The sequence below is a fragment of the Pseudoduganella umbonata genome, assembly GCF_014192225.1.
In the GTDB taxonomy this organism is placed as follows: Bacteria; Pseudomonadota; Gammaproteobacteria; order Burkholderiales; family Burkholderiaceae_D; genus Rugamonas; species Rugamonas umbonata.
On record NZ_JACHXS010000011.1, the window covers coordinates 231,973 to 254,266 of the forward strand.

Annotated in this window: 19 protein-coding genes; 10 read left to right on the top strand and 9 right to left on the bottom strand. The window is 64.3% G+C overall.

All coding sequences use genetic code 11. From position 1 onward, the window contains the following. Nucleotides 1-122: 122 nt before the first annotated feature. Nucleotides 123-638 (bottom strand): hypothetical protein, encoded by a 516-nt coding sequence (locus FHS02_RS24910; protein ID WP_137316750.1) that lies wholly within the window; start codon nt 636-638, stop codon nt 123-125. A 196-nt stretch (nt 639-834) separates the two neighbouring features. Here FHS02_RS24910 and FHS02_RS24915 point away from each other — a divergent pair, with 196 nt between their 5' ends. The 4 genes from FHS02_RS24915 to FHS02_RS24930 all read left to right on the top strand — a co-directional run bounded on the left by FHS02_RS24915 (nt 835) and on the right by FHS02_RS24930 (nt 4,545). After that, entirely contained in the window at nt 835-2,241 is a 1,407-nt protein-coding gene (locus FHS02_RS24915; RefSeq protein ID WP_137316749.1) for an L-cystine transporter, read from the top strand. Between the two features lie 102 nt (nt 2,242-2,343). Then, nucleotides 2,344-3,108: a histidine phosphatase family protein gene (locus FHS02_RS24920; RefSeq protein ID WP_137316748.1), complete on the top strand. Its 765-nt coding sequence runs from the start codon at nt 2,344-2,346 to the stop codon at nt 3,106-3,108. Between the two features lie 14 nt (nt 3,109-3,122). Next, the gene (locus tag FHS02_RS24925; RefSeq protein ID WP_137316747.1) at nt 3,123-4,049 is read left to right on the top strand and encodes an NAD(P)H-hydrate dehydratase; all 927 of its coding nucleotides are present in this window, start codon (nt 3,123-3,125) and stop codon (nt 4,047-4,049) included. Between the two features lie 115 nt (nt 4,050-4,164). After that, nucleotides 4,165-4,545, top strand: coding sequence for a hypothetical protein (locus FHS02_RS24930; RefSeq protein ID WP_137316746.1), 381 nt, complete (start codon nt 4,165-4,167; stop codon nt 4,543-4,545). A gap of 96 nt (nt 4,546-4,641) precedes the next feature. On the opposite strand, the gene FHS02_RS24935 is transcribed toward FHS02_RS24930, so the two are convergent. From FHS02_RS24935 to FHS02_RS24950, 4 genes are all read right to left on the bottom strand, one after another. Beyond that, nucleotides 4,642-6,057 carry an OmpP1/FadL family transporter gene (locus FHS02_RS24935; RefSeq protein WP_137316745.1) on the bottom strand — a complete coding sequence of 472 codons (1,416 nt, stop codon included), beginning with the start codon at nt 6,055-6,057 and terminating at the stop codon, nt 4,642-4,644. A 377-nt stretch (nt 6,058-6,434) separates the two neighbouring features. Beyond that, nucleotides 6,435-9,656 carry an efflux RND transporter permease subunit gene (locus tag FHS02_RS24940; protein WP_137316744.1) on the bottom strand — a complete coding sequence of 1,074 codons (3,222 nt, stop codon included), beginning with the start codon at nt 9,654-9,656 and terminating at the stop codon, nt 6,435-6,437. A 21-nt stretch (nt 9,657-9,677) separates the two neighbouring features. After that, a complete protein-coding gene (locus tag FHS02_RS24945) occupies nt 9,678-10,826 on the bottom strand; it encodes an efflux RND transporter periplasmic adaptor subunit (protein ID WP_137316743.1) in 1,149 nt (382 codons plus the stop codon). A 420-nt stretch (nt 10,827-11,246) separates the two neighbouring features. Continuing rightward, nucleotides 11,247-11,669: a divergent PAP2 family protein gene (locus FHS02_RS24950; protein ID WP_137316742.1), complete on the bottom strand. Its 423-nt coding sequence runs from the start codon at nt 11,667-11,669 to the stop codon at nt 11,247-11,249. 140 nt (nt 11,670-11,809) lie between these two features. Between FHS02_RS24950 and FHS02_RS24955 the strand changes: the two genes are divergently transcribed. Continuing rightward, nucleotides 11,810-12,853: a DUF475 domain-containing protein gene (locus tag FHS02_RS24955; protein ID WP_137316741.1), complete on the top strand. Its 1,044-nt coding sequence runs from the start codon at nt 11,810-11,812 to the stop codon at nt 12,851-12,853. Nucleotides 12,854-12,885: 32 nt separating this feature from the next. Next, on the top strand, nt 12,886-13,260 hold the full coding sequence (locus FHS02_RS24960) for a DUF8785 domain-containing protein (RefSeq protein ID WP_137316740.1): 375 nt from the start codon (nt 12,886-12,888) through the stop codon (nt 13,258-13,260). A gap of 181 nt (nt 13,261-13,441) precedes the next feature. On the opposite strand, the gene FHS02_RS24965 is transcribed toward FHS02_RS24960, so the two are convergent. After that, nucleotides 13,442-15,667, bottom strand: coding sequence for a coiled-coil domain-containing protein (locus FHS02_RS24965; RefSeq protein ID WP_137316739.1), 2,226 nt, complete (start codon nt 15,665-15,667; stop codon nt 13,442-13,444). A 115-nt stretch (nt 15,668-15,782) separates the two neighbouring features. Then, nucleotides 15,783-16,772, bottom strand: a complete 990-nt coding sequence (locus FHS02_RS24970; RefSeq protein ID WP_175424934.1) for a serine/threonine protein kinase — start codon at nt 16,770-16,772, stop codon at nt 15,783-15,785. 81 nt (nt 16,773-16,853) lie between these two features. On the opposite strand from FHS02_RS24970, the gene FHS02_RS24975 reads away from it, so the two are divergent. Then, on the top strand, nt 16,854-17,549 hold the full coding sequence (locus FHS02_RS24975) for a UPF0149 family protein (RefSeq protein ID WP_137316737.1): 696 nt from the start codon (nt 16,854-16,856) through the stop codon (nt 17,547-17,549). Between the two features lie 99 nt (nt 17,550-17,648). Here the strand turns inward: FHS02_RS24975 and FHS02_RS24980 are convergent, their stop codons facing one another. Then, the gene (locus FHS02_RS24980; RefSeq protein WP_137316736.1) at nt 17,649-18,920 is read right to left on the bottom strand and encodes a phenylacetate--CoA ligase family protein; all 1,272 of its coding nucleotides are present in this window, start codon (nt 18,918-18,920) and stop codon (nt 17,649-17,651) included. A 215-nt stretch (nt 18,921-19,135) separates the two neighbouring features. Further along, complete coding sequence (gene orn, locus FHS02_RS24985) at nt 19,136-19,732, bottom strand: oligoribonuclease (protein ID WP_137316735.1); 597 nt, start codon at nt 19,730-19,732, stop codon at nt 19,136-19,138. Nucleotides 19,733-19,779: 47 nt separating this feature from the next. Here orn and FHS02_RS24990 point away from each other — a divergent pair, with 47 nt between their 5' ends. From FHS02_RS24990 to rsgA, 3 genes are read left to right on the top strand one after another with little or no spacing between them, the layout of a single operon-like run. Further along, entirely contained in the window at nt 19,780-21,060 is a 1,281-nt protein-coding gene (locus FHS02_RS24990) for a M48 family metallopeptidase (RefSeq protein ID WP_137316734.1), read from the top strand. Beyond that, nucleotides 21,057-21,401, top strand: coding sequence for a 4a-hydroxytetrahydrobiopterin dehydratase (locus FHS02_RS24995; protein ID WP_137316733.1), 345 nt, complete (start codon nt 21,057-21,059; stop codon nt 21,399-21,401). Before FHS02_RS24990 ends, FHS02_RS24995 begins: the two co-directional genes overlap by 4 nt. Beyond that, nucleotides 21,398-22,294 (top strand): ribosome small subunit-dependent GTPase A, encoded by an 897-nt coding sequence (gene rsgA, locus FHS02_RS25000; protein ID WP_137316732.1) that lies wholly within the window; start codon nt 21,398-21,400, stop codon nt 22,292-22,294. Before FHS02_RS24995 ends, rsgA begins: the two co-directional genes overlap by 4 nt.

A 22,294-nucleotide genomic window follows, 5' to 3' on the forward strand; every position in this document is an offset into this window, starting at 1 on the left:
TATCCCGGCGAACGTATTGCGCTGAATCAGCAAAACATGTTGCTCTGTGGATACACTAAAATCGTTCCGTTGTAAAGGCGCTAAATACAATTTCTGAATTGCAATGGCGTTCCTGCAACAGCTCAGGTATCGACCTTGTGATCTTCGGCTTGCGCTTCCTGCATGGCTTGCGGCTCCATGTGTTCGGCGGCGATGTTCAGGCGGATGAAGCCACCCCAGGCCAGCAGCAGCGCGGCGGCGCACAGTCCGATCACGCCGGCGTGCGGCAGCAGTTCGGGATGGCCATGCAGGGACTGGAAGGCGGAGACCAGGCATTCGATCGACAGCGACACGACCACCACGACCAGGAAGCGCGACAGGAAACGCCGCACCCGGGTCGGCGTGCTGATGCTGGCTTCCCGCTGCACCTCTTCTTCCAGTACCGTCTGGCCCAGTTCGAACGACGCGACGGCGATCGTCAACAGGCCGATACATTCGAGGATGCGGATGAAACGTGGCGGCGTTTCGGCGTCGACGGCGGCCGTCAGCGCTTCCCAGATTTCCCATGCGGCCATGCCGACGAGAGCGACCCCGCATACGAGAAAAAACACCGAGACGGCGATATAACCGGCGCCGAACAATTTTTGCAGGACTTTCATGGAGCTCCAGGCATAACGATATGCGGCAATATTCGCACGAGCACGGCAGGGATGGTCGCACGCGAGGGGCGCTACAGCGGTAAAATTCGTCAAAGCAATAGCGATGCAATGGTTTCGCCGGCAAGTATCCACCGATGACCAAACTTTATTGCACCAGTTTTATTCCCGATTACTTCTTCCACCGGTCAGGATCACGATGACGCTCCCCGTTCTGCTCAATCTCGCCACCGCCCTGCTCCTGCTGGGGTTCCTGTACCACCAGCAGCGCCGGCATGCCACGTTTACAGTGCGGGTCTTCACGGCGCTCGGCCTCGGCGTGGTGTTCGGCGCGGCATTGCAGGCGCTGTACGGCGCCGACAGTGCCGCCATCAAGACCACCGGCGAATACCTGGACATCGTCGGCACCGGCTACGTGAAGCTGCTGCAGATGATCGTGATGCCGCTGATCATGGTGTCGATCGTCGCGGCGATCCTGAAGCTGCGCGATGCCAAGTCGCTGGGCAAGATCAGCGCGCTGACGATCGGTACGCTGATGGCGACCACCGCGGTGGCCGCGGCGATCGGCATCCTGATGGCCAAGCTGTTCGGGCTGTCGGCGGCGGGACTGACGTCCAGCGCCGCCGAAGTGGCGCGCGGCGCCTACCTCGAAGGCCGGCTGGCCGACGCCCAGGCCATCTCGCTGCCCAACATGATCCTGTCGTTCATTCCTGCCAACCCGTTCCTCGACATGACAGGCGGGCGCAAGACGTCGACGATTGCCGTCGTCATCTTTGCCGTGTTCGTCGGCATCGCGGCGATCGGCATTGCCGACAAGAAGCCGGAGCTGTTCGTGTCGTTCGACCATGCGGTGAAGGTGGCGCACGCGATCGTGATGCGCATCGTGACGCTGGTACTGCGGCTGACACCCTATGGCATCTTCGCGTTGATGGCCCAGGTGGTCGCCACGTCCAGCTATGCCGACATCCTCGACCTGATCGGCTTCGTGGCAGCTTCCTATTGCGCGCTGCTGCTGATGTTCGGCGTGCACCTGGCCATCGTCGCCGGCACCGGGCTGAACCCGCTGCGCTTCGCGAAGAAGATCCTGCCGGTGCTGACCTTCGCATTCACGTCGCGCAGCAGCGCGGGTGCGATACCGATGAACGTGCAGACGCAGGTGCAGCGGCTCGGCACACCGGAAGGCATCGCCAATTTCTCGGCATCGTTCGGCGCCACGATCGGCCAGAACGGTTGCGCCGGCATCTATCCGGCAATGCTGGCCGTGATGATCGCGCCGACCGTCGGCATCGACCCGTTCACCGTGTCGTTCCTGCTGCCGCTGCTGGCGGTGATCACGATCGGGTCGGTCGGCGTGGCCGGCGTCGGTGGCGGTGCCACATTCGCCGCGCTGATCGTGCTTTCCTCGATGAACCTGCCGGTGGCGCTGGCCGGGCTGCTGATCTCGATCGAGCCGCTGATCGACATGGGCCGCACCGCGCTGAACGTCTCCGGCGCGATCACGGCCGGCACGCTGACCTCGCGCGTGATGGGCGAAACGGATGTCGCCATCTTCGAGCGCGACGACGATGCGGAAGTGGATAGCGAATCGGAAATCACGCCCGCCTGAAGCGGCCCGGCCGCGCCGGCGCGCGCGGTTGTGCACCATCTCGCGCCACTGTTTTGCAGTTTCGTCTAGTATTCGCAAACCGAATTCTCGAGACGAGCGGCGATGGAACAAAAGTGGCCCCAACAGATCTGGATCGTGCGGCATGGACAAAGTGCCGGCAATGTCGCGCGCGATGCCGCGGAAGCTGCATCGCAGTTTCTGATCGACATCGCCGAACGGGACATGGACGTACCGCTGTCCGCGCTGGGCGAACAGCAGGCGGCCGCGCTGGGGCAATGGTTCGGCGCGCTGCCGCCGGAGCAGCGGCCGAACGTGGTGCTGTTCTCGCCTTACGTCCGGGCGCGCGAGACGGCGCTGGCAGTCGTCAACCGGCTGGACCGCAACGACCTGCTGACGGTGGCGACCGATGAACGGCTGCGTGAAAAGGAGTTCGGCATCGTCGACCGCCTGACGCCCCTCGGTATTGCCGACAAATTCCCCGAACTGCATGAACAGCGCCGGCACGTGGGCAAGTTCTATTTCCGGCCGCCGGGCGGCGAAAGCTGGTGCGACGTGATCCTGCGCCTGCGCAGCGTGCTCGATACCATCACCCGCGAATACCGCAACGAGCGCGTGCTGATCGTGGGCCACCAGGTGATCGTCAACTGCTTCCGCTACCTGCTCGAACGGATGGACGAAGACGCGATCCTCGCCATCGACCGGGCCGGCGACGTGCCGAACTGCAGCGTTACATCCTACCGTTTCGACCCGGCCGCCGGCAAGCGGGGCAAGCTGGTGCTCGACCTGGAAAACTTCGTTGCTCCGCTGACGGACACCGGCACGCCGGTGACCACCAGCAAGGACGAGCCGGCCGCGCCGAAATCATAAGGACAGGAATTTTCATGACAACCGAGATCACCGCCGCCACGTTACGGGAATGGGCGCTGCCCGAACCGTCGTTCGACGACGACAAGGAAGGCCGCGGCCACGTGCTGATCGTGGGGGGCTCGCGGGAGATGCCGGGGGCCGTGATACTGGCGGCGACCGCGGCGCTGCGCGCCGGAGCCGGCAAGCTGACGATGGCCACGGCCGCCACGGTGGCACCGCTGGTGGCGACCACGATCCCCGAGGCACGCGTGATCGGCCTGGCGGAAACGAACGGTGGCGGGTTCACCGTGGAAGCGGCACGCCGGCTTGGCGAGCAGTTTGGCCAATCCGGCGGCAAGATCAGTTCGCTGCTGGTGGGGCCGGGCATGCAGGACGATGCGGCCACGGCGGAACTGGTGCATGCGCTGCTGCCGCGCTTCGCCGGCACGCCGGTGATCCTGGATGCGGCCGCGATGGGTGCGGTGCGGGCGCAAGGCGCACCGCACCTGCTGGAAGAACCGAAGGACATGGAACATTTTCGCTTCCGCGAAGCTGTGCTGATGACGCCGCATGCCGGCGAACTGGCGCACCTGACGCGGCGCGACAAGGAACAGATCTGCGATGCCCCGCTGGAGGCAGCGCAGGAGGCCGCGAGGCGCTGGAACGCGATCGTGGCGCTGAAAGGCGCCACCACCGTGATCGCCACGCCGGACGGCCGCCAGTGGCAACACCAGGGCGGCAATGTCGGCCTGGCCATTTCCGGCTCGGGCGACACGCTGGCAGGCATCATCGCCGGCCTCGTGGCCCGCGGCGCCACGCTGGAACAGGCTGCCGCATGGGGGGTGGCGCTGCATGCCTCCGCCGGCGAACAGCTGTCGATCCGGTATGGCGTGCTGGGTTACCTGGCACGGGAAATATCGGCCGAGATACCGGCCCTGTTGCGTACGCTTGCCCCAGCCTGAGGGAAAAGCGGCACTTACTATCAGGCATGTCATTGAACAGCAACCATCCTGCGATCTTGCGACAACAAGTGACCGACCAGGGTTGCACCATTACCCCACTTTATGAGGAGTCGAAATGATCAAGCTGAGTAAATCGTCCGCACTGATCCTGGCCGCCGTGCTGGGCACCGCAGCACTGACCGGCTGCAAGAACCGCGATGCGGATACGCCAGCGGCCGACACCACGGCCCCGGCCGTGACGCCGGACACGAGCACCACGCCGGCCGCACCGGCCACGCCGCCAGCCAGCGGCACCAGCGGCGACGCCGGCACGACCGGCGGCGCAATGGGCACCACCACGCCACCGGCCGACGCGACGACCACGACGCCGCCGACCGATGGCGCCACGACCGCGCCGGGCACGACCGGCGGCACTTCGGGTACGACCGGCGGCACCTCGGGTACGTCCGGCACGGCCGGCGACACGGGCACTTCCGGCACCACGCCGAGCCGCTGATCGGGCATCCAGTAAAAAAGCCGGCACCTCTCGCGAGGTGCCGGCTTTTTTTCGTGCCACCGGGGCAGCACGTTCTGCGCTACCCGTGGCGGACGATCAGAACTTGTAGTTGTAGGCCACGCCCAGCAGGTTCATGTGCGTCTTCCAGGTGCCGCGGGTGGTTTCGCCGTTGCCCGTGCAGGTCAGCAGGCCCGGACGGCAATTGTTGGTGTAGTTGGCGTTCGCTTCCTTGAAGTCGAGGTAGGAGTACGCTACGTCGATCGAGGATTTGTCCGACAGTTTCCAGTTCGCGCCGAACGACAGCTGATTGCGGTCCGAATCCGGCAGCGCGGCATGGCGCAGGGTATCGTTGCGCACTGGCGCTTCGTCGTGGGCGATACCGGCGCGCAGCAGCACGCGGTCGTTCAGCTTGTAGTTCGCGCCAACGGCAACGCGCACGGTGTTCTTCCACTGCTGGCGGATCACCTCGTCGCCATTGTCGGTGCCGAGGAATTCGATGTTGATGTTTTCCATGCGCGAGTGGCGCGTCCAGGTCACGTCGAATACGCCGGCCCAGCGGTCGTCGAACTCGTGGTAACCGTTCACCGACACCGTTTCCGGCGTGCGCAGTTTTACGCGCGCGGCGGAATCCTCGTGGTGCGACCGCTCTTCGATGATCGCGTTCACGACGCGGTCGCTCGTCACGGTAGAGAAGTCCCAGTCGGCGCCGCCGCCCAGCTTGTGATCGATGTGCGAGCGGTACGCGATGCCGAAGCGGGTACCCGGTGCCGGCTGGTACAGGTAGCCGACATTGAAGCCATAACCCCAGTCCTTGCCCTCGACTTCGGCACGCCCATCGGTGATGCGCGCCAGCGCGGCAGGATTGCCGCCCATCGCCACGATCTGGCGGATCAGCGCGGCGCCCGTGCCGGCGGCCTGCGCCGCGGCCACGGAGCCGGGAACGTCGACCATCTGGCCCAGGGTGGCCTTCATGAACTCGGCCGTGATGCCGAAGCCGAACGAATGGCGTTCGTTGATCTTGAAGGCGACCGACGGATTCAGCGCGATCGCGGTCAGTTTCATGTCGGTCAGCGCGTAGCGGCCGGACCAGTCCCAGTCATACGACAGGTTGGCGCCGTACGGCACGAACATGCCGAAACCGGCGGTCCACTGGCTGTTCAGTTTCTGGCTGTAGTACAGCGATGGCGCCGCCACCGCCGTGGGCGCATATTCGTCCTGCAGGCGAGTGCCGCCGGTGCTGGTGCCGGTGAAGCGGGTCGAGCCGCTATCGGCATACGTGGAATGCGGGATCAGGCCGGTCACGCCGGTCATGAGCTGCCGGCCTTCCAGGCGCGACAGGCCGGCCGGGTTGGCGAAGATCGTGGAGGCGTCGGCCGCTTCGGCGCCGTTGGCCTCGGCCGTACCTTGCGACGATACGCTCTGCGAGCCGAAGCGGTAACCGGAGGCGCCGGCGGTCGCAGACACGGTCGCCATCGCGGCCATGATGATGAGGGTCAGGTATTTTTTGTTCACAGGTAGTCTCGCTGTCTATTCTTGCCATTCGAATAATTGCTCCCCTCTAACGGCTGGGGCTGCGGGGGCGAGCATACTACACCGCGGCAAATTTTGATACGAGCGTTCGTTTCCCGCACTGCAACATGTATCAAAACGACTTAAGTAACAATTTGGTTGATCGATCCGCTAGACAACGGACCATTTTTGGTTTTAATTTCGCCACCTTCTGTTTGGCCCGCTGCCTGCTCAGCTGGTCGCAAAACAACACCGGGGACAGTCCCTCCCAGCGGGACAGTCCCCGAATTTTTTACAACACTACCGATTCGTTCGGCGTGCTGTACCGCCACAAAAAAAGGGCCGCTCGCGGCGGCCCTAACGGAGAAAGACGGTAGCGATCAGGCGGCTTCAGCCATCGGCGGCGGCGTCTTCGTGCCGCGGCCGGTGATCTTGTGCACGCCCTTCATGATCAGGCGATAGACCAGGCGCACGAGGACCAGCGCCAGGATCGCTTCGATGAATGTCAGCACGCCGGCAACGGCCACGTTCCAGCGCTCGGTACGGCGGCCGAACTTGGCGAACATGCGATCCCGGGTGATCTCGATGCTGTCGTAGAACGTCGGCACCATCAGCAGCGTCAGCACGGTGGACGTGATGGTGCCGCCGATAATCGACACGGCCAGCGGACGGTAGAACTCGCCGCCCTCGCCGTGGCCGATGGCCACCGGCAGCATGCCGGCGATCAGCGCGAACGTCGTCATCAGGATCGGGCGCAGGCGCATGCGGCCCGCATACATCAGCGCATCCTCGCGGCCGTAGCCCTCTTCCTCACGCTTGCGCGCCGCGTCGAGCAGCAGGATCGCATTCTTTGCCACCAGCCCCATCAGCATGATCACGCCGATCAGGCTCATCAGGTTGATCGTGCCCTTCGTCAGCAGCAACGCGACGACCACGCCGATCAGCGACAGCGGCAGTGACAGCATCACCGCCACCGGCGCCGTGAACGAACCGAACTGGATCACCAGGATCAGGTACATCAGGCCGATACCGGCGACCAGCGCGATCCCCATCTGCGTGAACACTTCCTGCATGTCCTTGCCCGAACCGGCAACGGCCAGGCCGTACCCCGGCGGGAAGTCCATCGTGCGCGCCAGCTTCATCGCATCGGCCGTCACCTCGCCGGGCGAGCGGCCCTGCACATTGGCAGACACGGAAATCACCCGCTTGCCATCCTTGTGCTGGATCTTGGCCGGGCCCTTGCCCATCGTGACGGTGGCGATCTGGTCCAGCGGCACCATCAGGTTCGTGCCGGACACGGCGATCGGCAGCCGCTCGATGTTGAGCGCATTGGTACGGTCTTCCGGCGCCAGGCGCACGGCCACGTCGCGGGTTTCGCCCGTCGGGTCGACCCAGTCGCCCACTTCGATGCCGGCAAAGGCCACGCGCAGGGCCGAGGCGGCATCGCCGGCACCGATGCCCATCGAGTTCGCCAGGCCACGGTTCAGTTCGATCTGCAGCTCATCCTTCGGATCCTGCTCGGACAGGCTGACGTCGACCGCGCCCGGCACCTTCTTCAGCTCATCCATGAAGCGGCTGGTGATCTCCATCAGCTTGCGCGAATCCTCGCCCATGAATTCGATCTGCACCGGCTTGCGGGCGCCATTGTTCAGGTCCTCCAGCACCGTGTACTCGGCGCCGACCAGTTGCGCCAGCTTTTCACGCAACTCCGTTGCCACTTCGGTGGCGGAACGGTCGCGCTCCTTCTTCTTGCCGATGTCCACGTAGATGCGGCCGCCCGTCAGGTTCACGTAGGTGCTGGTGGCCTTGGTTTCCTTGATCGAATGCGCCATCTCGGCCGCCTTGACCATCTTCAGCTTCGAGTACTCCAGGCTCGACGACGACGGCGTACGCACGTCGATCATGATGGTGCCGAAGTCGGTGGTCGGCAGGAACGAGCCGCCGCCGAATTTCATCTGCAGCCCGATGGCGGCGACGAAGCTGGCCACGGCGATCACGGCCATCCAGCGCCGGTGATGCAGTGCCCACGCGATCACGTTGCCGTAGCGGTCGGCCTGGTGGTCGAACCAGTGGTTGAAGCGCTGCAGCACCTTCTCGATACCCTTGCGCGGCGCATCGTGGTGCCCGGGCGGATCGCCCCAGTAGGCCGACAGCATCGGATCCAGCGTAAACGAGATCAGCAGCGATACGGCGACGGACGCGGTGACGGTCAGCGCGAAGGGCCGGAACCATTCACCCGTGATGCCCGGCATGAATGCCACCGGAATGAACACGGCCATGATCGAGAACGTGGTGGCGGCCACCGCCAGCCCGATCTCGTTGGTGCCGTTGATGGCCGCGGTGCGGCGGTCGAAGCCCATCTGCATGTGGCGCACGATGTTTTCCCGCACCACGATGGCGTCGTCGATCAGCACGCCGATGGCCAGCGACAGGCCCAGCAGGGTCATGAAGTTCAGCGTGAAGCCGCACAGCCAGACGCCGATGAAGGCGGCGATCACCGAGGTGGGCAGCGACAGCGCCGTGATCAGCGTGGAACGCCATGAATTCAGGAAAGCGTAGACCACGAAGATGGTCAGCCCGGCGCCCAGCACCAGCGCCTCGATCACGTTGTTGAGGCTGCTCTGGGCATCCTCGCCGCCGTCGTTGGTGATTTCCAGCGTAGTGCCCTTGGGCAGCGTCGGTTCGATTTCCTTGACCATCGCATGGATCAGCTTGGAGACCGACACCGTGGAAGCGTCGCGCGAGCGGATGATCGAGATCCCCACGTTGGGCTGGTTCGAACGCATCGACAGGCCATTGACCTCGGCAAAGCCGTCCGCGATGGTTGCCACCTGGCCGAGCCGCACCACCTCGTCGCCATTGCGCTTGACCACCACCGACTGGAACTCTTCGGGGCGCTCGATGCGGCCCACCAGGCGGATGCTCTTTTCGTCCAGCGCGCCGCGCAGCTTGCCGACCGGCGCATTGGTGTTCTGCATGCGCAGCGCGTTGGTCACATCGGTGATCGACACATTGTATTCACGCAGCTTCTCGGCCTTCAGCAGCACCGACAGCTCGCGCCGCAGTGCGCCGTCCACGTTGACCGTGGCCACGCCATCGATGCCGCGGAACTTCTCGGCCAGCACGTCCTCGGCCAGGCGCGAGATCTCGGCATGGCTCTGCGCCGTGGACGACAGCGACAGCTGCATGATCGGCTGGGCCGACGTATCGATGCGCTGCAATACCGGCTCGCGCATCTCCAGCGGCAGCTTGTAGCGCACCGAGGCGATCGCGTTGCGGATATCGTCGGACGCTTCGATCAGGTTGCGTTCAAAGGTGAACTTGATCAGGATCGTTGCCGAGCCTTCGGCGGCGGTACCGTTGATTTCGGTGACACCGGTAATGCTCTGCAGCGATTTCTCGATGCGGTTCAGCACTTCCCGCTCGACCGTCTCGGGCGAAGCGCCGGGATAGGGAATGGCGACGACGATGAACGGAATCTCGACGTCCGGATCCTGGTTGACGCGCAACTTGCTCAGGGCCAGCAGGCCGACGCACATCAGCGTGACGATCAGCACGACCGTCGCGACGGGGCGCTTGATACTGAAATTGGAAAGGAACATGGTGACGTATCCTGGTCAGGCTCAGTTGCCTTTGTTGGCGGCATTGCCGCTGGCGGACGCAACGTTCTTCGCCGCGGTCAGCTGCACGGGCTGGCCGTCCTGCACGGTCGAGCCGGGTGCGCGCAGCACCGTGTCGCCGGCGGCCAGGCCTTTGGTGACCTGCCACTGGCCGGTGCGCTCGTCGCGCGAGCCGATCGCCAGGCTCACCTTGGCCAGCTTGTTGTCCTTCACCCGCCACACATAGCGGTCGTCGCCGGCCTGCACCATCGCCGACTCGGGCAGCATCAGCGCATCCGACGTTTCGCTCTCGACGCGGCCTTCCGCATACAGGCCGGCCACGCGCGGCTGCGACGTGCCGGCGAAGTCGACCAGCACTTCGACCTGGCGCGTGACAGCGTTTGCAGCCGGATCCACGCGCCGCACCTTGCCCTGGAAATTCTGGCCCGGATAGCCATTGACACGGAACAGCACCGGCTGGCCCACCTTGACGACGCCGATCTTGTCGGCCGACACCAGGCCTTCGAAGCGCATGCTGTTCGGGTCGATCACCTTGATCAATTCCTTGCCGATCTGGGCGGTGTCGCCGCTCGACACCTTGCGCTCGCTGACGATGCCGTCGAACGGCGCGCGCACCAGCGTGCGGTCCAGCTGCTGCCGGGCCTGCACGGCACGCGCCTTGGCGGCCGCCAGTTCGCTTTGCGCGGTATTCAGGCGCACTTCGGCATCTTCCAGCGCCTGCATTGACGTCATGCCCGACGCGCGCAGCGTCTTGTTCCGCTCCAGCATGCGCTGGGCCTGGTCGACGACCTGCTTCGCGTTGCGCACGCCTTCCTCGCTCGATGCCAGGCTGTCACGGATCGACGTATCGTCCAGGCGCACCAGCAGGTCGCCTTTCCTGACCGGTTCGCCGTTTTCCTTCAATACCTGGAGCACGATGGCCGAGATTTCGGCGCGCAGGTCGGCACGGCGTTCCGGCTGGATCGAGCCGGTGATCACCGGACCGGCGGCCAGTGCATTGCTGTGCACCGTCAGCAGATCTTCCGGTGCGATCAGAAGCCTGGTGGTCTTCTTATCCTCCCCTTTCGCGGCCGCATCGGGCGCACCGGGTGGTTTTCCGCAGGCGACGAGGCTCGTGGCGACGGCGAGAGCGATCAAGGTATTTCGCAACATGAAGATCTCCGAGAGTTTTGGACTGCTGAGCTATTGAGTCACGGCTGAACTGCGGGCTTGAACTGCGCGCTTGAACTGCGACCTATTAAACTGCTTATGTTTTTTGTATGACCGGGAGCGCCGAGTATGTCCAGAGCCGCAGGCAGTGTCAATTCACCCCGGGCCAGAGTGCGGGAAAATGTGGCTGGACTGCTGAAAATCATGGACAGACTGCAGAGACCTTGCCGGACGGCCGGACGACCGGCCAGCTGGACAATATTCGGCGGACGTCCGGCACTGTCCGCCGTGGCATTTTCTCCTGTGGCGGGCCGTGCCCGGACAACCCGCGCGCAGGCCGGAAAACGACAGAAGAACGGCAGAAGACCGGACGAAGAAACCGCCATCAGCCCGCTGCGCGGTGGACTGCTCGGCTCTGGCCGATCAGCCCTGCCGGAACAGCGCGAACACCAGGTGGCCGATGGCGATGCCGGTTGCCAGCCCGCCGCAGATTTCAATCACGGTGTGCCCCATCCGTTCCCGCAGCCACCGATGGGCTGGCTGGCCATCGGCCAGCCGGTTGATCGCCGCCGCCTGACGGCCGACGTGCTGGCGCAGGCTGTTGGCGTCGATGATCACGATGAAGCACAGTGTGACCGCCACGCCGAATGCGGGATGGCCGATACCCTCGCGCAGCGCGATCAGCGTCGCCATGCTGGACACCACGGCGCTGTGATTGCTGGGAAAACCGCCATTACCGACCAGATTGAACGCCCACTGACGGGCACGGATACTGTTGATCAGGAATTTGATCGGTCCGACGGTAATCCAGGTGAGCAGCGGTGTGACGAGATAGGCGATATCCATGAGTAACTTCCAAATTCCTTTTTGGCAATTCTTCATTATCGCAGAAGCCGGCTCCCCGAAGGAAGCAGCTCAAGTAAAATCGGCCGGCATGGTGTTTTATTTTCTTTTATAACTAATAACTAATTCACGAAGGATGGGGCATGAAGCATTTCAGGATTTCAATCATCGTCACCGTGGCGTTAATGATATTGGCCGGCTGGTGGGGTTACAGCCAGCGTGGCATCGCGGGTTTGTTCTCGGCGCTGTGGATCACCGGCGTGCTGGGGATCATGGAGGTGTCGCTGTCGTTCGATAACGCGGTGGTCAATGCATCCGTGCTGAAAGACTGGAACGCGTTCTGGCAAAAGCTGTTCCTGACCGTCGGGATCCTGATCGCCGTGTTCGGCATGCGGCTGGTCTTCCCGCTGGCGATCGTGGCCGTCGCCACCGGACTGGACCTGTTCCAGGTATGGACCATGGCGACCACGCAGCCGGCTGAGTATTCGCGCCACCTGATGAGCGTGCACGCCGAGGTGGCGGCATTCGGCGGCGCCTTCCTGCTGCTGGTGTTCCTGAACTTCATCTTCGACGAGGAAAAGGAAGTGCACTGGCTGGGCTGGATCGAGAAGGCCGCGGTGAAGATCGGCACGGGCAGCCTGTCGGTACTGCTGGCGCTGCTGGCCATCCTCGTCTGCGTCGAACTGGTGGAGGAAACGCATCGCTTTGCCGTGCTGTACGCGGGCATTACCGGGATCGCGATCTATCTCGGCGTCAGCTGGCTGTCGGGACTGCTGGAAGAAAAGGAGCACGACAGCGAAGGCAGCGGCGAACTCGGCAAGGCGGTGCAGCGCGGCAGCATCGGCGGCTTCCTGTACCTGGAAGTGCTGGATGCGTCGTTCAGCTTCGACGGCGTGATCGGCGCGTTCGCGATCACCAGCGACGTGGTCATCATCATGCTGGGCCTGGCGATCGGCGCCATGTACGTGCGTTCGCTGACGGTCTACCTGGTGCACAAGGGCACGCTGGACGAGTTCATCTACCTGGAACACGGCGCGCACTACGCCATCGGCATCCTGGCGGTCATCATGCTGGCCAGCGTGCGGTATCACGTACCGGAATGGTTTACCGGCCTGTCCGGGGTGGCATTCATCGTCGTGTCGCTGTACTCGTCGGTGAAGTACCGTAAACGGATGGCGATGCAGTAAGATCGCAGCATTTCAACTCTGACCAACCTGCCATGATCCGACGCACTCGACGCTCCCCCCTCCTGATCCTCATCGGCCTGCTCGTCGTGGCCGCCCTGCTGTTCTGGGTATGGGCCATGGCCGCGCTCAACTTCTCGTACTCCGAGGGCGAGCGCAACGGCTTCCTGCAGAAATTCTCGAAGGTGGGCTGGTTCTGCAAGACATGGGAAGGCGAAATGCTGCTGACCTCGATGCCCGGGGCGATCCCGGAGAAGTTCCTCTTCAGCGTGCGCGACGAGCAGGTGGCCCGCGACCTGTCGGCCGCAATGGGCAAGCGCGTGACGCTGACCTACGCCCAGCACAAGGCCGTGCCAACCAACTGCTTCGGCGAAACCGAGTACTACATCGAGAAAGTAGTGGTGCAGTAAGCCAGCGATAAAAAATAGGGACGGACCCTGTTTTTCAGGAAACAAAAGGGCTGCCAGGAATTCCGGCAGCCCTTTTTCTTGCTCAACACCGGTGACAGGCTCCAGTTCTTTTGAAATATTTCCAAAAAACCGGAGCCTGTCACCGGTTTTGCATGGGTGACAGGCCCAGTATTTCGCAAGTTCAGGCTTGCAGCTTGCGCTGGACGGCGCTCAGCGAACGCTGGGCGGCTTCGTAGCGGGCGGTTTCCTGCTCCAGCAGCGCCTGCTTTGCGGCGGCCAGCATGGCGGTCGTGTCGGCGGCCTTGCGCTGCATCTCGGCGTGGGCGCGCGCCGCGTCCAGCAGCGATTGCTGGTGTGCCACCTTGTCGCGGGCAGCGGCGGCGGCGGCCGATTCCAGCATTTCCCGTTCGCGCAGCATCGCGCTGGCGGCCAGTTCGGCATCGGCACGTTCGCGCGCGGTGGTGGCGATCGCGATTTCAGAGCCCATCCGGCTTTCGATCGCGCGTGCGGTTTCTTCCTCGGCCGCGGCGGCGGCGCACTGCTGCGCCGTGTGCTGTTCCAGCAGCGCCAGCGCGGCTTGTTCGCGGGCAATGAACGCCCGTTCGGCTTCGATCTGTGCCTGCACGGCCGCCGCCTTGGCCTGTTCGGTACGGGCACGCTCGCGATGCACTTCCGACAGTTCCGCGCCAAGCCGGGCCTGCGCCGCGGCGGCCTGGGCCGCCTCTTCCTTCTGCTGCACTTCCACTTCGCATTGTTCGGCCATCATCGCGAGCGCGGCGGACTCCTCGCGAATCGCCTCGGCGCGGCGCACGTCGGCGGCGGCATGGCGCGCAGCAGCTTCCGCCTGTTCGCGTTCGGCCGCGGCGCGTGCTTCGGCGGCGGCGGTGGCGCGTTCTTCCTCGGCCAGCCGGGTCTTCAGCGCGGCGATCGCGTCCTGCTCGGCAGCGGCCCGTGCGCGCTCGGCGGCCAGCAGGCGGCCAGCTTCGGCGGCCTTCTGGCGCGCCAGCTCATTGGCGGCATCGAGCGCAGCCGCGTGCTCGGCCAGCAAGGCCACTTCGTTGCTTTCGGCGTCGTTCTTGCCCCGCGCCAGCTCGGCGGCAGCGCGCGACAGTTCGGCCCGCTCATCGGCGAGCCGGGCGGCACGGGCCTGTTCCGCGGCTTCGGCGCGCGCAGCCTCGGCGGCAGCCTGTTCGGCCTGCTGGCGCAGCCTTGCCTGTTCCGTGGCGTGACGCTCGGCCTCGAGCTTGCCGCGTGCATCGAACTCGGCCTGCTGTTCCGCTTCCACGCGGCCCATTGCCACGGCGTGCAGTTCGCGGTCGGCCGCGATGCGGGCTTCGGTCGCGGCCATGATGCGGGCATCGGCATCGCGGCGGGCTTGCGCCGTGGTCGCCGCCATTGCTTCGAGGCGCTCGCGGTGCTGGGCGGCGTCGCGAATTTCCTTTTCGGTCTGCAGGCGCAGGTGCAGCGACATCGCGGCACTGCGGTCCGACTCGGCTTTCGCCAGTGCGATCGCCTCGCGCTCCTGCTCCAGGTGAGCCAGCGCGCGCGCCTCTTCGGCGGCGTGGACTTCGGCGGCGGCACGGGCAAACGCCGATTCCAGCGCGACCCCATCGGCACGCTCGCGCTGGCGGGTGGCTTCGAGCGCCCCGGCCTCGGCCTCGGCCAGTTGCTGCGCGGTCTGGCGTGCGGAATACGCCTGGCGCTCCCGTTCGCGCGCCAGCGTGGCCATGCGCGCATCGGCGGTGGCGATGCCGATCACTTCTTCTCTCGCGGCCTGCACGGCAGCCACCCGCTCGGCGGCCTGCAAGCGCGCCTGTTGCGTCTGCTTTTGCAATTCCTCGGCGGCCTGTTCCGCCTGTTCGGCCAGGTGCGCCTCCGCTTCCATCTGCTCGGCGGCGCGGCGGCGCGATTCCTCTTCGGCACGGGCACGCACTTCGGCGGCCTGGCGGATCTGGTTGTCGGCTTCGACGCGGGCGCGCAGCTCGGCGGTCTCCTGCTTGACCGCTTCCAGCTTCGCCACGCTGGCCTGTGCGGCGGCGCGCAGGCTTTCCAGCCTCTCGCGGTTGGCGGCAATCACATCCTCGGCGGCCTGGGCGTTTTGCAGCGCAACGGCGGCCGCGGCGGTGTCCATCGCGGCACGGTCTTCGGCCAGCGCGCGGGCGCGCGACTCGGCATGGGCGCGGCTCTCGGCGGCGCAGGCAGCCTTGGCTTCCGCTTCCACCCGGGCAATGGCTTGCTGGATGGCCCGCATCTCCGCGTCGGCACGGTCCGGCTTCACGTCACCGCTGGTCGGCTCGGCCAGGTCATGGTCGTGATCGGCGTCATGGTCGTGATCGGCGTCATGGTCGTGATCGGCGTCATTAGCGGAATAGGCGACGTGCAGGGGGTGGGCCAAATGTGCTTGCATGACAGTCTCGCTCGAGGGTTACGGGATTTCCGAGCTGCCATTATCCCGGCCGTTCGCGCGTGGCCAGCGCCCGATCAGAGCGGATTTTCCCCGTCAATTCGCCGCTTGCGGCGGTTCAGACCGGCCACAGCGGCGGCTCGTCCATCAGCGCCACCTGCTCGCGCAGTTCCAGGATCCGGTCTTGCCAGTAGCGCTGCGTGTTGAACCATGGGAAAGCGGCGGGGAATGCCGGGTCGTCCCAGCGGCGCGCCAGCCAGGCGGCGTAGTGCATCAGCCGCAGCGTGCGCAGCGCCTCCACCAGGTAAAGCTGGCGCGGGTCGAAATCCACGAAATCCTCGTAGCCGGCCAGGATGTCGGACAACTGCCGCACCATCTCGTGCCGCTCGCCGGACAGCATCATCCACAGATCCTGCACCGCCGGCCCCATGCGGGCATCGTCGAAATCGACGAAGTGCGGCCCGGCATCCGTCCATAGCACGTTGCCGCCATGGCAATCGCCGTGCAGGCGCAGCAGCGGTACCTCGCCGGCCCGCTCGTAGCAACGGTGGATGCCGTCCAGCGCCTGGCTGGCCACGCTGCGGTAAGCCTCGACCAGGTCGGGCGGCAGGAAGTCGTTGGCCAGCAGATAATCGCGCGAGTCGATGCCGAAGGTCTCGATGTCGAGTGCGGGCCGCTCGGCAAATGGCCGTAGGGCGCCGACGGCATGGATGCGGCCGATGAAGCGGCCGGTCCATTCCAGCACGCCGGGATCGGACAGCTCGGGCGCCCTGCCGCCATGCCGCTCGAATACCGCGAAGCGGAAGCCTGCGAATCCATGCAGCGTGCGCCCGTCGATCGCGAGCGGCGGCACGACGGGAATCTCCTGCGCGTGCAATTCAGCCAGGAAAGCGTGCTCCTCGCCGATCGCGGCGTCGCTCCAGCGGCCGGGTCGGTAGAATTTCACGACCACTGGCTTGCCGTCCTCGATCCCGGCCTGGTAGACGCGGTTTTCGTAGCTGTTCAGCGCCAGCAGCCGGCCGTCGCCGTACAGGCCGACGGCCGCCAGGGCATCGAGCACGCAATCGGGGCCCAGCGCGGAGAATGGATGAGTAGATGAATTAGCCATTCGCCATTGTACGGCGGCGGCCCTCGCCATGGCATGGCGACGCGCGTATACTGTCGGATTACTTTTGAAGAAAGCACTTCCATGCAACTCGACCAGCCACTCTCCGAAAAAGAACTCGACGACCTGGACCAGTTCCTGCTGGGCGAGCGCACCCCCGAGGATGCGATGACGCTCGACCACCTGCACGGCTACATGACCGCGATCGCGATCGGTCCGGAGACCATCATGCCGGCCGAGTGGATCCCGCGCATCTGGGGCGACGACGGCCAGCAGGTGCCGAAATACAAGAACGACAAGGAAGCGGACCGCATCTTCAACCTGATCATGCGCTTCTATAACGAAGTGACGATCACGTTCGAAGTGGCGCCGAAGGAGTTCGAGCCGCTGTTCGTCGAATACGAGGAAGACGGCAAGCCGCTGATGAATGCCGAGGCGTGGTGCTGGGGCTTCTGGGAGGGCATGGAATTGCGTCCCGGTTCGTGGGACGAGATCTGGGATTCCGAGATCGGTGCCCTGATGCGCCCGATTTACCTGCTGGGTGCCGACGAGATCGAGGAAGAGGAATTGCCGGAAGTGGAAGACCCGGTCAAGGCGCACAAGCTGGCGCTGGAGATCGAGGCAAACCTGCCGGCGATCCACAAGTTCTGGGTGCCGCGCCGCAAGGCCGCCGTCAGCACCGTCAAGCGCGAAGAGCCGAAAGTCGGCCGTAACGACGATTGCCCTTGCGGCAGCGGGAAGAAATACAAGAAGTGCTGCGGGGCCGGGACGGAAGCCTGATATCGCTGGACAGGCGCTGGGACAAGACCGGGCGCCCTCAGCCAGTCATCGCTTAACTCGTCATCGCTTAACTCGTCATCGCTTAACTCGTCGTCGCCCTCAGCCCGTCATCGCGCTCGGGCTGCGGCGCAGCATGAAGCGATGCTTGCCGTTAGCCTGCACGATGTATGGCTGGTTGAATACGCAGTGGATTTCATCGAACACCAGCGAGGCCGCGATGCGGTCGACGTACGGCCTGGCCATCGCCGCCTGCTCGGCAGCGCTGAGCGGTACCGTATGCAGGTTCAGCACCAACGTTTCATCGTCGTACACGATCTGGAAAGAGTGGATGCGGCGATCCTCGCGCAGCAGGAACATGAAGAACTGGTAATGCATCGCATTGCCGGCAGCGTCGATCAGGAAATCGTACTGCCGCCCCATTACTTCGTCGATCAGCGGGAAACCGCGGCCGCAACTGCATGTCCGGCCGGACATCTTGACGAGGTCGCCGGTGTCGTGCCGCGGCAGGTACATTGCCTGGTTGGACAGGTCGGTCGAGACCAGCCGCCCGTCATCGAGCACTTCGGCATGGCAGCGCGGCGTAAGCAGGTGATACCCTTGCCGGGCTTCGCATTCGAATGCGGAGACGCCGGCATCGTTGCAGCCGTACTGGCCGAAGCATGGCACCCCGAACGCCTGTTCGATGTCGTGCCGCATCTGCTCCGTCATGGTTTCGCCGGTGCAGACGATGCCGCGCATCGTTGTCTGGATACCGCCGCCCCGTTGCAGCACGTGGACCGCCAGGCGGTGGATCGCCGAGGCATAGCCATACAACAAACGGTAGCCGCGCTGCTGCAATGCCAGCGCATAATCGTCCATGCGCTCGCGCGACATGTCGAAGGCGGACATGACCTCGACCCGCATCAGCCGGTAGAAGGCGCTCTGTTGCCAGCCCTGGCGCGCCAGTGCCGATCCGGCCAGATAGACAACTTTCTCGCCCAGCCGGTATCCCGCTACTTCCCATGCGAGGAACAGGCCGGCCCACAGGTAGGACTGCGACTGCGCACCGGTGTAGTAGATGGTTGGCTCACCGGTGGAGCCACCGGTTTTCTTGCGCAGCACGCGCCCTTGGTAGTTCCGGTTGCGCAATGCCTCGTGATGGGTGTTGATGAAGTGCTTGTCGAGGATCGGCAAGTCCTCGAACCGCTCGCAATCGCGAAACAGCGGAATGTCGCGGCGCAGCTCGGCAAAATAATCGGCGAGGCGCGTTTCGTTGGAGGCCTGTAGCCGGCTGGCCGACCAATACTGCTGTTCGCGCAAGTCGTCCAACAGGTCCAGCGCGGCGGTGCCGCGCAGTGCATCGATCAGGCGATAGCGAAACGGTTGCTTCATCACGGCTCCATGTTATGGTAATTTTGACATGGTAGTACGGCGCAAGCCGGTTGTGGCTACGTTCTTTATTATTTTTGAGCTATCTCAACACGGCGGCGCGGCAGAAGTGCCACGCCGCATCAGCGTACGCATCGCGACTTGCGAATCGCTACCCACCTATCGCGACCCGCACACGACGACTTGCAGATTGCAACTTACGCGCCACTGTTTGCGCATCAAAGTTTGATGAAGTGCTCGCGGTAGTACTTCAATTCCTCGATCGACTCGAGGATGTCGGCCAGGGCGGTATGCTTCTGCGCCTTCTTGAAGCCGGAGACCACTTCCGGCTTCCAGCGCCGGCACAGTTCCTTCAGCGTCGACACGTCCACGTTCCGGTAATGGAAGAACGCCTCCAGCTTCGGCATGTAGCGCACCATGAAGCGGCGGTCCTGGCCGATGGTGTTGCCGCACATCGGCGATTTGCCGTTCGGCACCCACTGCTTCATGAATGCGATGTATTCCGCTTCGGCCTGTTCTTCGGAAACCGTCGACGCCTTGACGCGATCGATCAGCCCGGACCGGCCGTGCGTGCCCTTGTTCCAGGAATCCATCGCATCGAGCGTGGCGTCCGACTGGTGGATCGCCAGCACCGGCCCCTCGGCCAGCACGTTCAGGTGCATGTCGGTGACGACCATCGCCACTTCGATGATGCGGTCGGTATCGGGTTCCAGGCCCGTCATTTCCATGTCGACCCAGACCAGGTTCATTTCATTGGGGCGCTGCTGCGCGGTAGCGACCGGAGTGGTAACGGAGGTATCGTTCGCTTGTGACATAATTCTCTCTTGGCCAGACTAAATCGCCATTTTCTCACAGGCACAGAATGTATTCACACGCGTTTTCATTATTGTTCGTCGCCTTTCTGGTGCTCATGCTGGCCGTCCGCTTCTGGCTGGCATCGCGCCAGCTGCGGCACGTCCTGGCCAATCGTGGCGCCGTGCCCGCCGAATTCGCCGCCACGATCACGCTGGGCGCGCACCAGAAGGCGGCCGACTACACGGTCGCGCGCACCAAGTTCGGCATCGTGACCATGTTCGTCAATGCCGCGGTACTGGTGGGTTTCACGCTGCTGGGCGGCCTGCAATGGCTGTCGGTGCAGGTCTTCGGGCTGACCGGCGGCGGCATGGCCTACCAGATCGGCCTGCTGGTGGCGTTCGCCGCGATCTCCGGCCTGATCGATGTGCCGATCGACTGGTATCGCCAGTTCCGCCTCGAGGAGCGCTTCGGCTTCAACAAGATGACGCCCGGGCTGTTCTTCGCCGACATGGCGAAGGGCCTGCTGCTGGCCGTGGTGCTCGGCCTGCCACTGGCGTGGATCGTGCTCACGCTGATGTCCAGCGCCGGCGAACTGTGGTGGCTGTACGCCTGGCTCGTATGGAGCGGCTTCCAGTTGCTGATGATGGTGCTGTTCCCCACCGTAATCGCGCCGCTGTTCAACAAGTTCACGCCGCTGTCCGATGAAACGCTGAAATCGCGAATCGAGGGCCTGATGCAGCGCGTGGGATTCGCCTCGAAAGGCCTGTTCGTGATGGACGGGTCGAAGCGCAGCGCGCACGGCAACGCGTATTTTTCCGGCTTCGGCGCGGCCAAGCGCATCGTGTTCTTCGATACGCTGCTGGCACGCCTGGCGCCGCAGGAAATCGAGGCGGTGCTGGCGCACGAACTGGGGCACTTCAAGCTCAAGCACATCGTCAAGCGCATCGGACTGATGTTCGCGCTGTCGCTGGCCTTCCTGGCGCTGCTCGGCTGGCTGAAGAACCAGGTGTGGTTCTACACGGGCCTGGGCGTATCGCCGCTGATCGCGCCGGGCCAGGGCAACGACGCGCTGGCACTGATCCTGTTCATGCTGGCATTGCCCGTGTTCACGTTCCTGTTCGGGCCACTGGCCTCGCTCAGCTCGCGCAAGCATGAATTCGAGGCCGACGCGTTTGCCGCGCAGCATACCGACGCGCGCGACCTCGTCTCGGCGCTGGTCAAGATGTACGAGGACAACGCGTCGACCCTGACGCCAGATCCGCTGCACTCGGCCTTCTACGACTCTCATCCGCCAGCGTCGGTTCGCATCCAGCACCTGCATCGCCACCCGAACATGGCGCACGCATGATCACGCACGCCGACCAGTTGCGCACACTGCACTGCGCCCGTGCCAAGGACCCGCTGGACGCTGCCGAAGCGGCACGCCTGCTGTCACTGCTCGATGGCTGGGCCATCGATGCCGGCCGCCTGACACGGGCCTACGGCTTCAAGGATTACTACCAGACGATGGCGTTCGTGAATGCCATCGCCTACATCGCCCACTGCGAAGACCATCACCCGGAACTGGTGGTGGGTTACAAGAACTGCGTGGTGCGCTTCGATACACATTCGGTGAAAGGATTGTCCCTGAACGATTTCATTTGCGCCGCCAAGGCGGACGTGCTGGTACGGGTGGCGGGCTGCCCATGAAGAAGGAACAGCGCACCGGCCTCATCATCGCGGCCCATGGCCGCCACTACCTGGCCGAAGCGGACGGCACGCGGCTGCAATGCGTCACCCGCGGCAAGAAGACCAACGTGGCGGTCGGCGACATCGTCGACCTGACGCTGACTTCGCCCGACCAGGCCGTCATCGACAAGATCCAGGAGCGAAAGACGCTGCTGTACCGCTCCGACCAGTACAAATCGAAGCTGCTGGCGGCGAACGTGACGCAGCTGTTCATCGTGGTCGCCACCGAACCCGGTTATACCGACGACCTGGTGTCGCGCGCACTGGTCGCAGCCGAGGCGGCCGGCATCGCCGCCCGGCTGATCCTGAACAAGGTGGACGTCACCGAGAATCTCGACAAGACGCGCGCCCGCCTGGAGATGTACACGGCCATGGGCTACCCGGTCCACGAGGTATCGGCGAAAGGCCGGCCGCAGGAAACCATCGACGCACTGGCCCCGCTGCTGGGCGGCCAGTCGACGATCCTGATCGGCCAGTCCGGCATGGGCAAGTCTTCGCTGATCAACCTGCTGGTGCCGGGCGCCGACATCGCCACCCGCGAAATCTCGGCGGCGCTCGATACCGGCAAGCACACCACCACCTTTACCCGCCTGTATCACCTGGACAGCCATGCCACGGTGATCGATTCGCCGGGCTTCCAGGAATTCGGCCTGTATCACCTTTCCGAAGGCATGCTGGAACGGGCGTTCCGCGATTTCCAGCCTTACCTGGGCAGCTGCAAGTTCTACAACTGCCGCCACCTGATCGAACCGCAGTGCGGCGTGCTGGACGCCGTGCGGGCCGGCAAGATTGCCAAGATGCGGCACGAGCTGTACGGGCAGCTGCTGCACGAATCGGCGCAGACACTCTACTGA

Coding starts and splice junctions, on each gene's coding strand:
- FHS02_RS24910 (WP_137316750.1), bottom strand. CDS start 638: ATGAAAGTCCTGCAAAAATTGTTCGGCGCCGGTTATATCGCCGTCTCG.
- FHS02_RS24915 (WP_137316749.1), top strand. CDS start 835: ATGACGCTCCCCGTTCTGCTCAATCTCGCCACCGCCCTGCTCCTGCTG.
- FHS02_RS24920 (WP_137316748.1), top strand. CDS start 2,344: ATGGAACAAAAGTGGCCCCAACAGATCTGGATCGTGCGGCATGGACAA.
- FHS02_RS24925 (WP_137316747.1), top strand. CDS start 3,123: ATGACAACCGAGATCACCGCCGCCACGTTACGGGAATGGGCGCTGCCC.
- FHS02_RS24930 (WP_137316746.1), top strand. CDS start 4,165: ATGATCAAGCTGAGTAAATCGTCCGCACTGATCCTGGCCGCCGTGCTG.
- FHS02_RS24940 (WP_137316744.1), bottom strand. CDS start 9,656: ATGTTCCTTTCCAATTTCAGTATCAAGCGCCCCGTCGCGACGGTCGTG.
- FHS02_RS24945 (WP_137316743.1), bottom strand. CDS start 10,826: ATGTTGCGAAATACCTTGATCGCTCTCGCCGTCGCCACGAGCCTCGTC.
- FHS02_RS24950 (WP_137316742.1), bottom strand. CDS start 11,669: ATGGATATCGCCTATCTCGTCACACCGCTGCTCACCTGGATTACCGTC.
- FHS02_RS24955 (WP_137316741.1), top strand. CDS start 11,810: ATGAAGCATTTCAGGATTTCAATCATCGTCACCGTGGCGTTAATGATA.
- FHS02_RS24960 (WP_137316740.1), top strand. CDS start 12,886: ATGATCCGACGCACTCGACGCTCCCCCCTCCTGATCCTCATCGGCCTG.
- FHS02_RS24965 (WP_137316739.1), bottom strand. CDS start 15,667: ATGCAAGCACATTTGGCCCACCCCCTGCACGTCGCCTATTCCGCTAAT.
- FHS02_RS24970 (WP_175424934.1), bottom strand. CDS start 16,772: ATGGCTAATTCATCTACTCATCCATTCTCCGCGCTGGGCCCCGATTGC.
- FHS02_RS24975 (WP_137316737.1), top strand. CDS start 16,854: ATGCAACTCGACCAGCCACTCTCCGAAAAAGAACTCGACGACCTGGAC.
- FHS02_RS24980 (WP_137316736.1), bottom strand. CDS start 18,920: ATGAAGCAACCGTTTCGCTATCGCCTGATCGATGCACTGCGCGGCACC.
- orn (WP_137316735.1), bottom strand. CDS start 19,732: ATGTCACAAGCGAACGATACCTCCGTTACCACTCCGGTCGCTACCGCG.
- FHS02_RS24990 (WP_137316734.1), top strand. CDS start 19,780: ATGTATTCACACGCGTTTTCATTATTGTTCGTCGCCTTTCTGGTGCTC.
- FHS02_RS24995 (WP_137316733.1), top strand. CDS start 21,057: ATGATCACGCACGCCGACCAGTTGCGCACACTGCACTGCGCCCGTGCC.
- rsgA (WP_137316732.1), top strand. CDS start 21,398: ATGAAGAAGGAACAGCGCACCGGCCTCATCATCGCGGCCCATGGCCGC.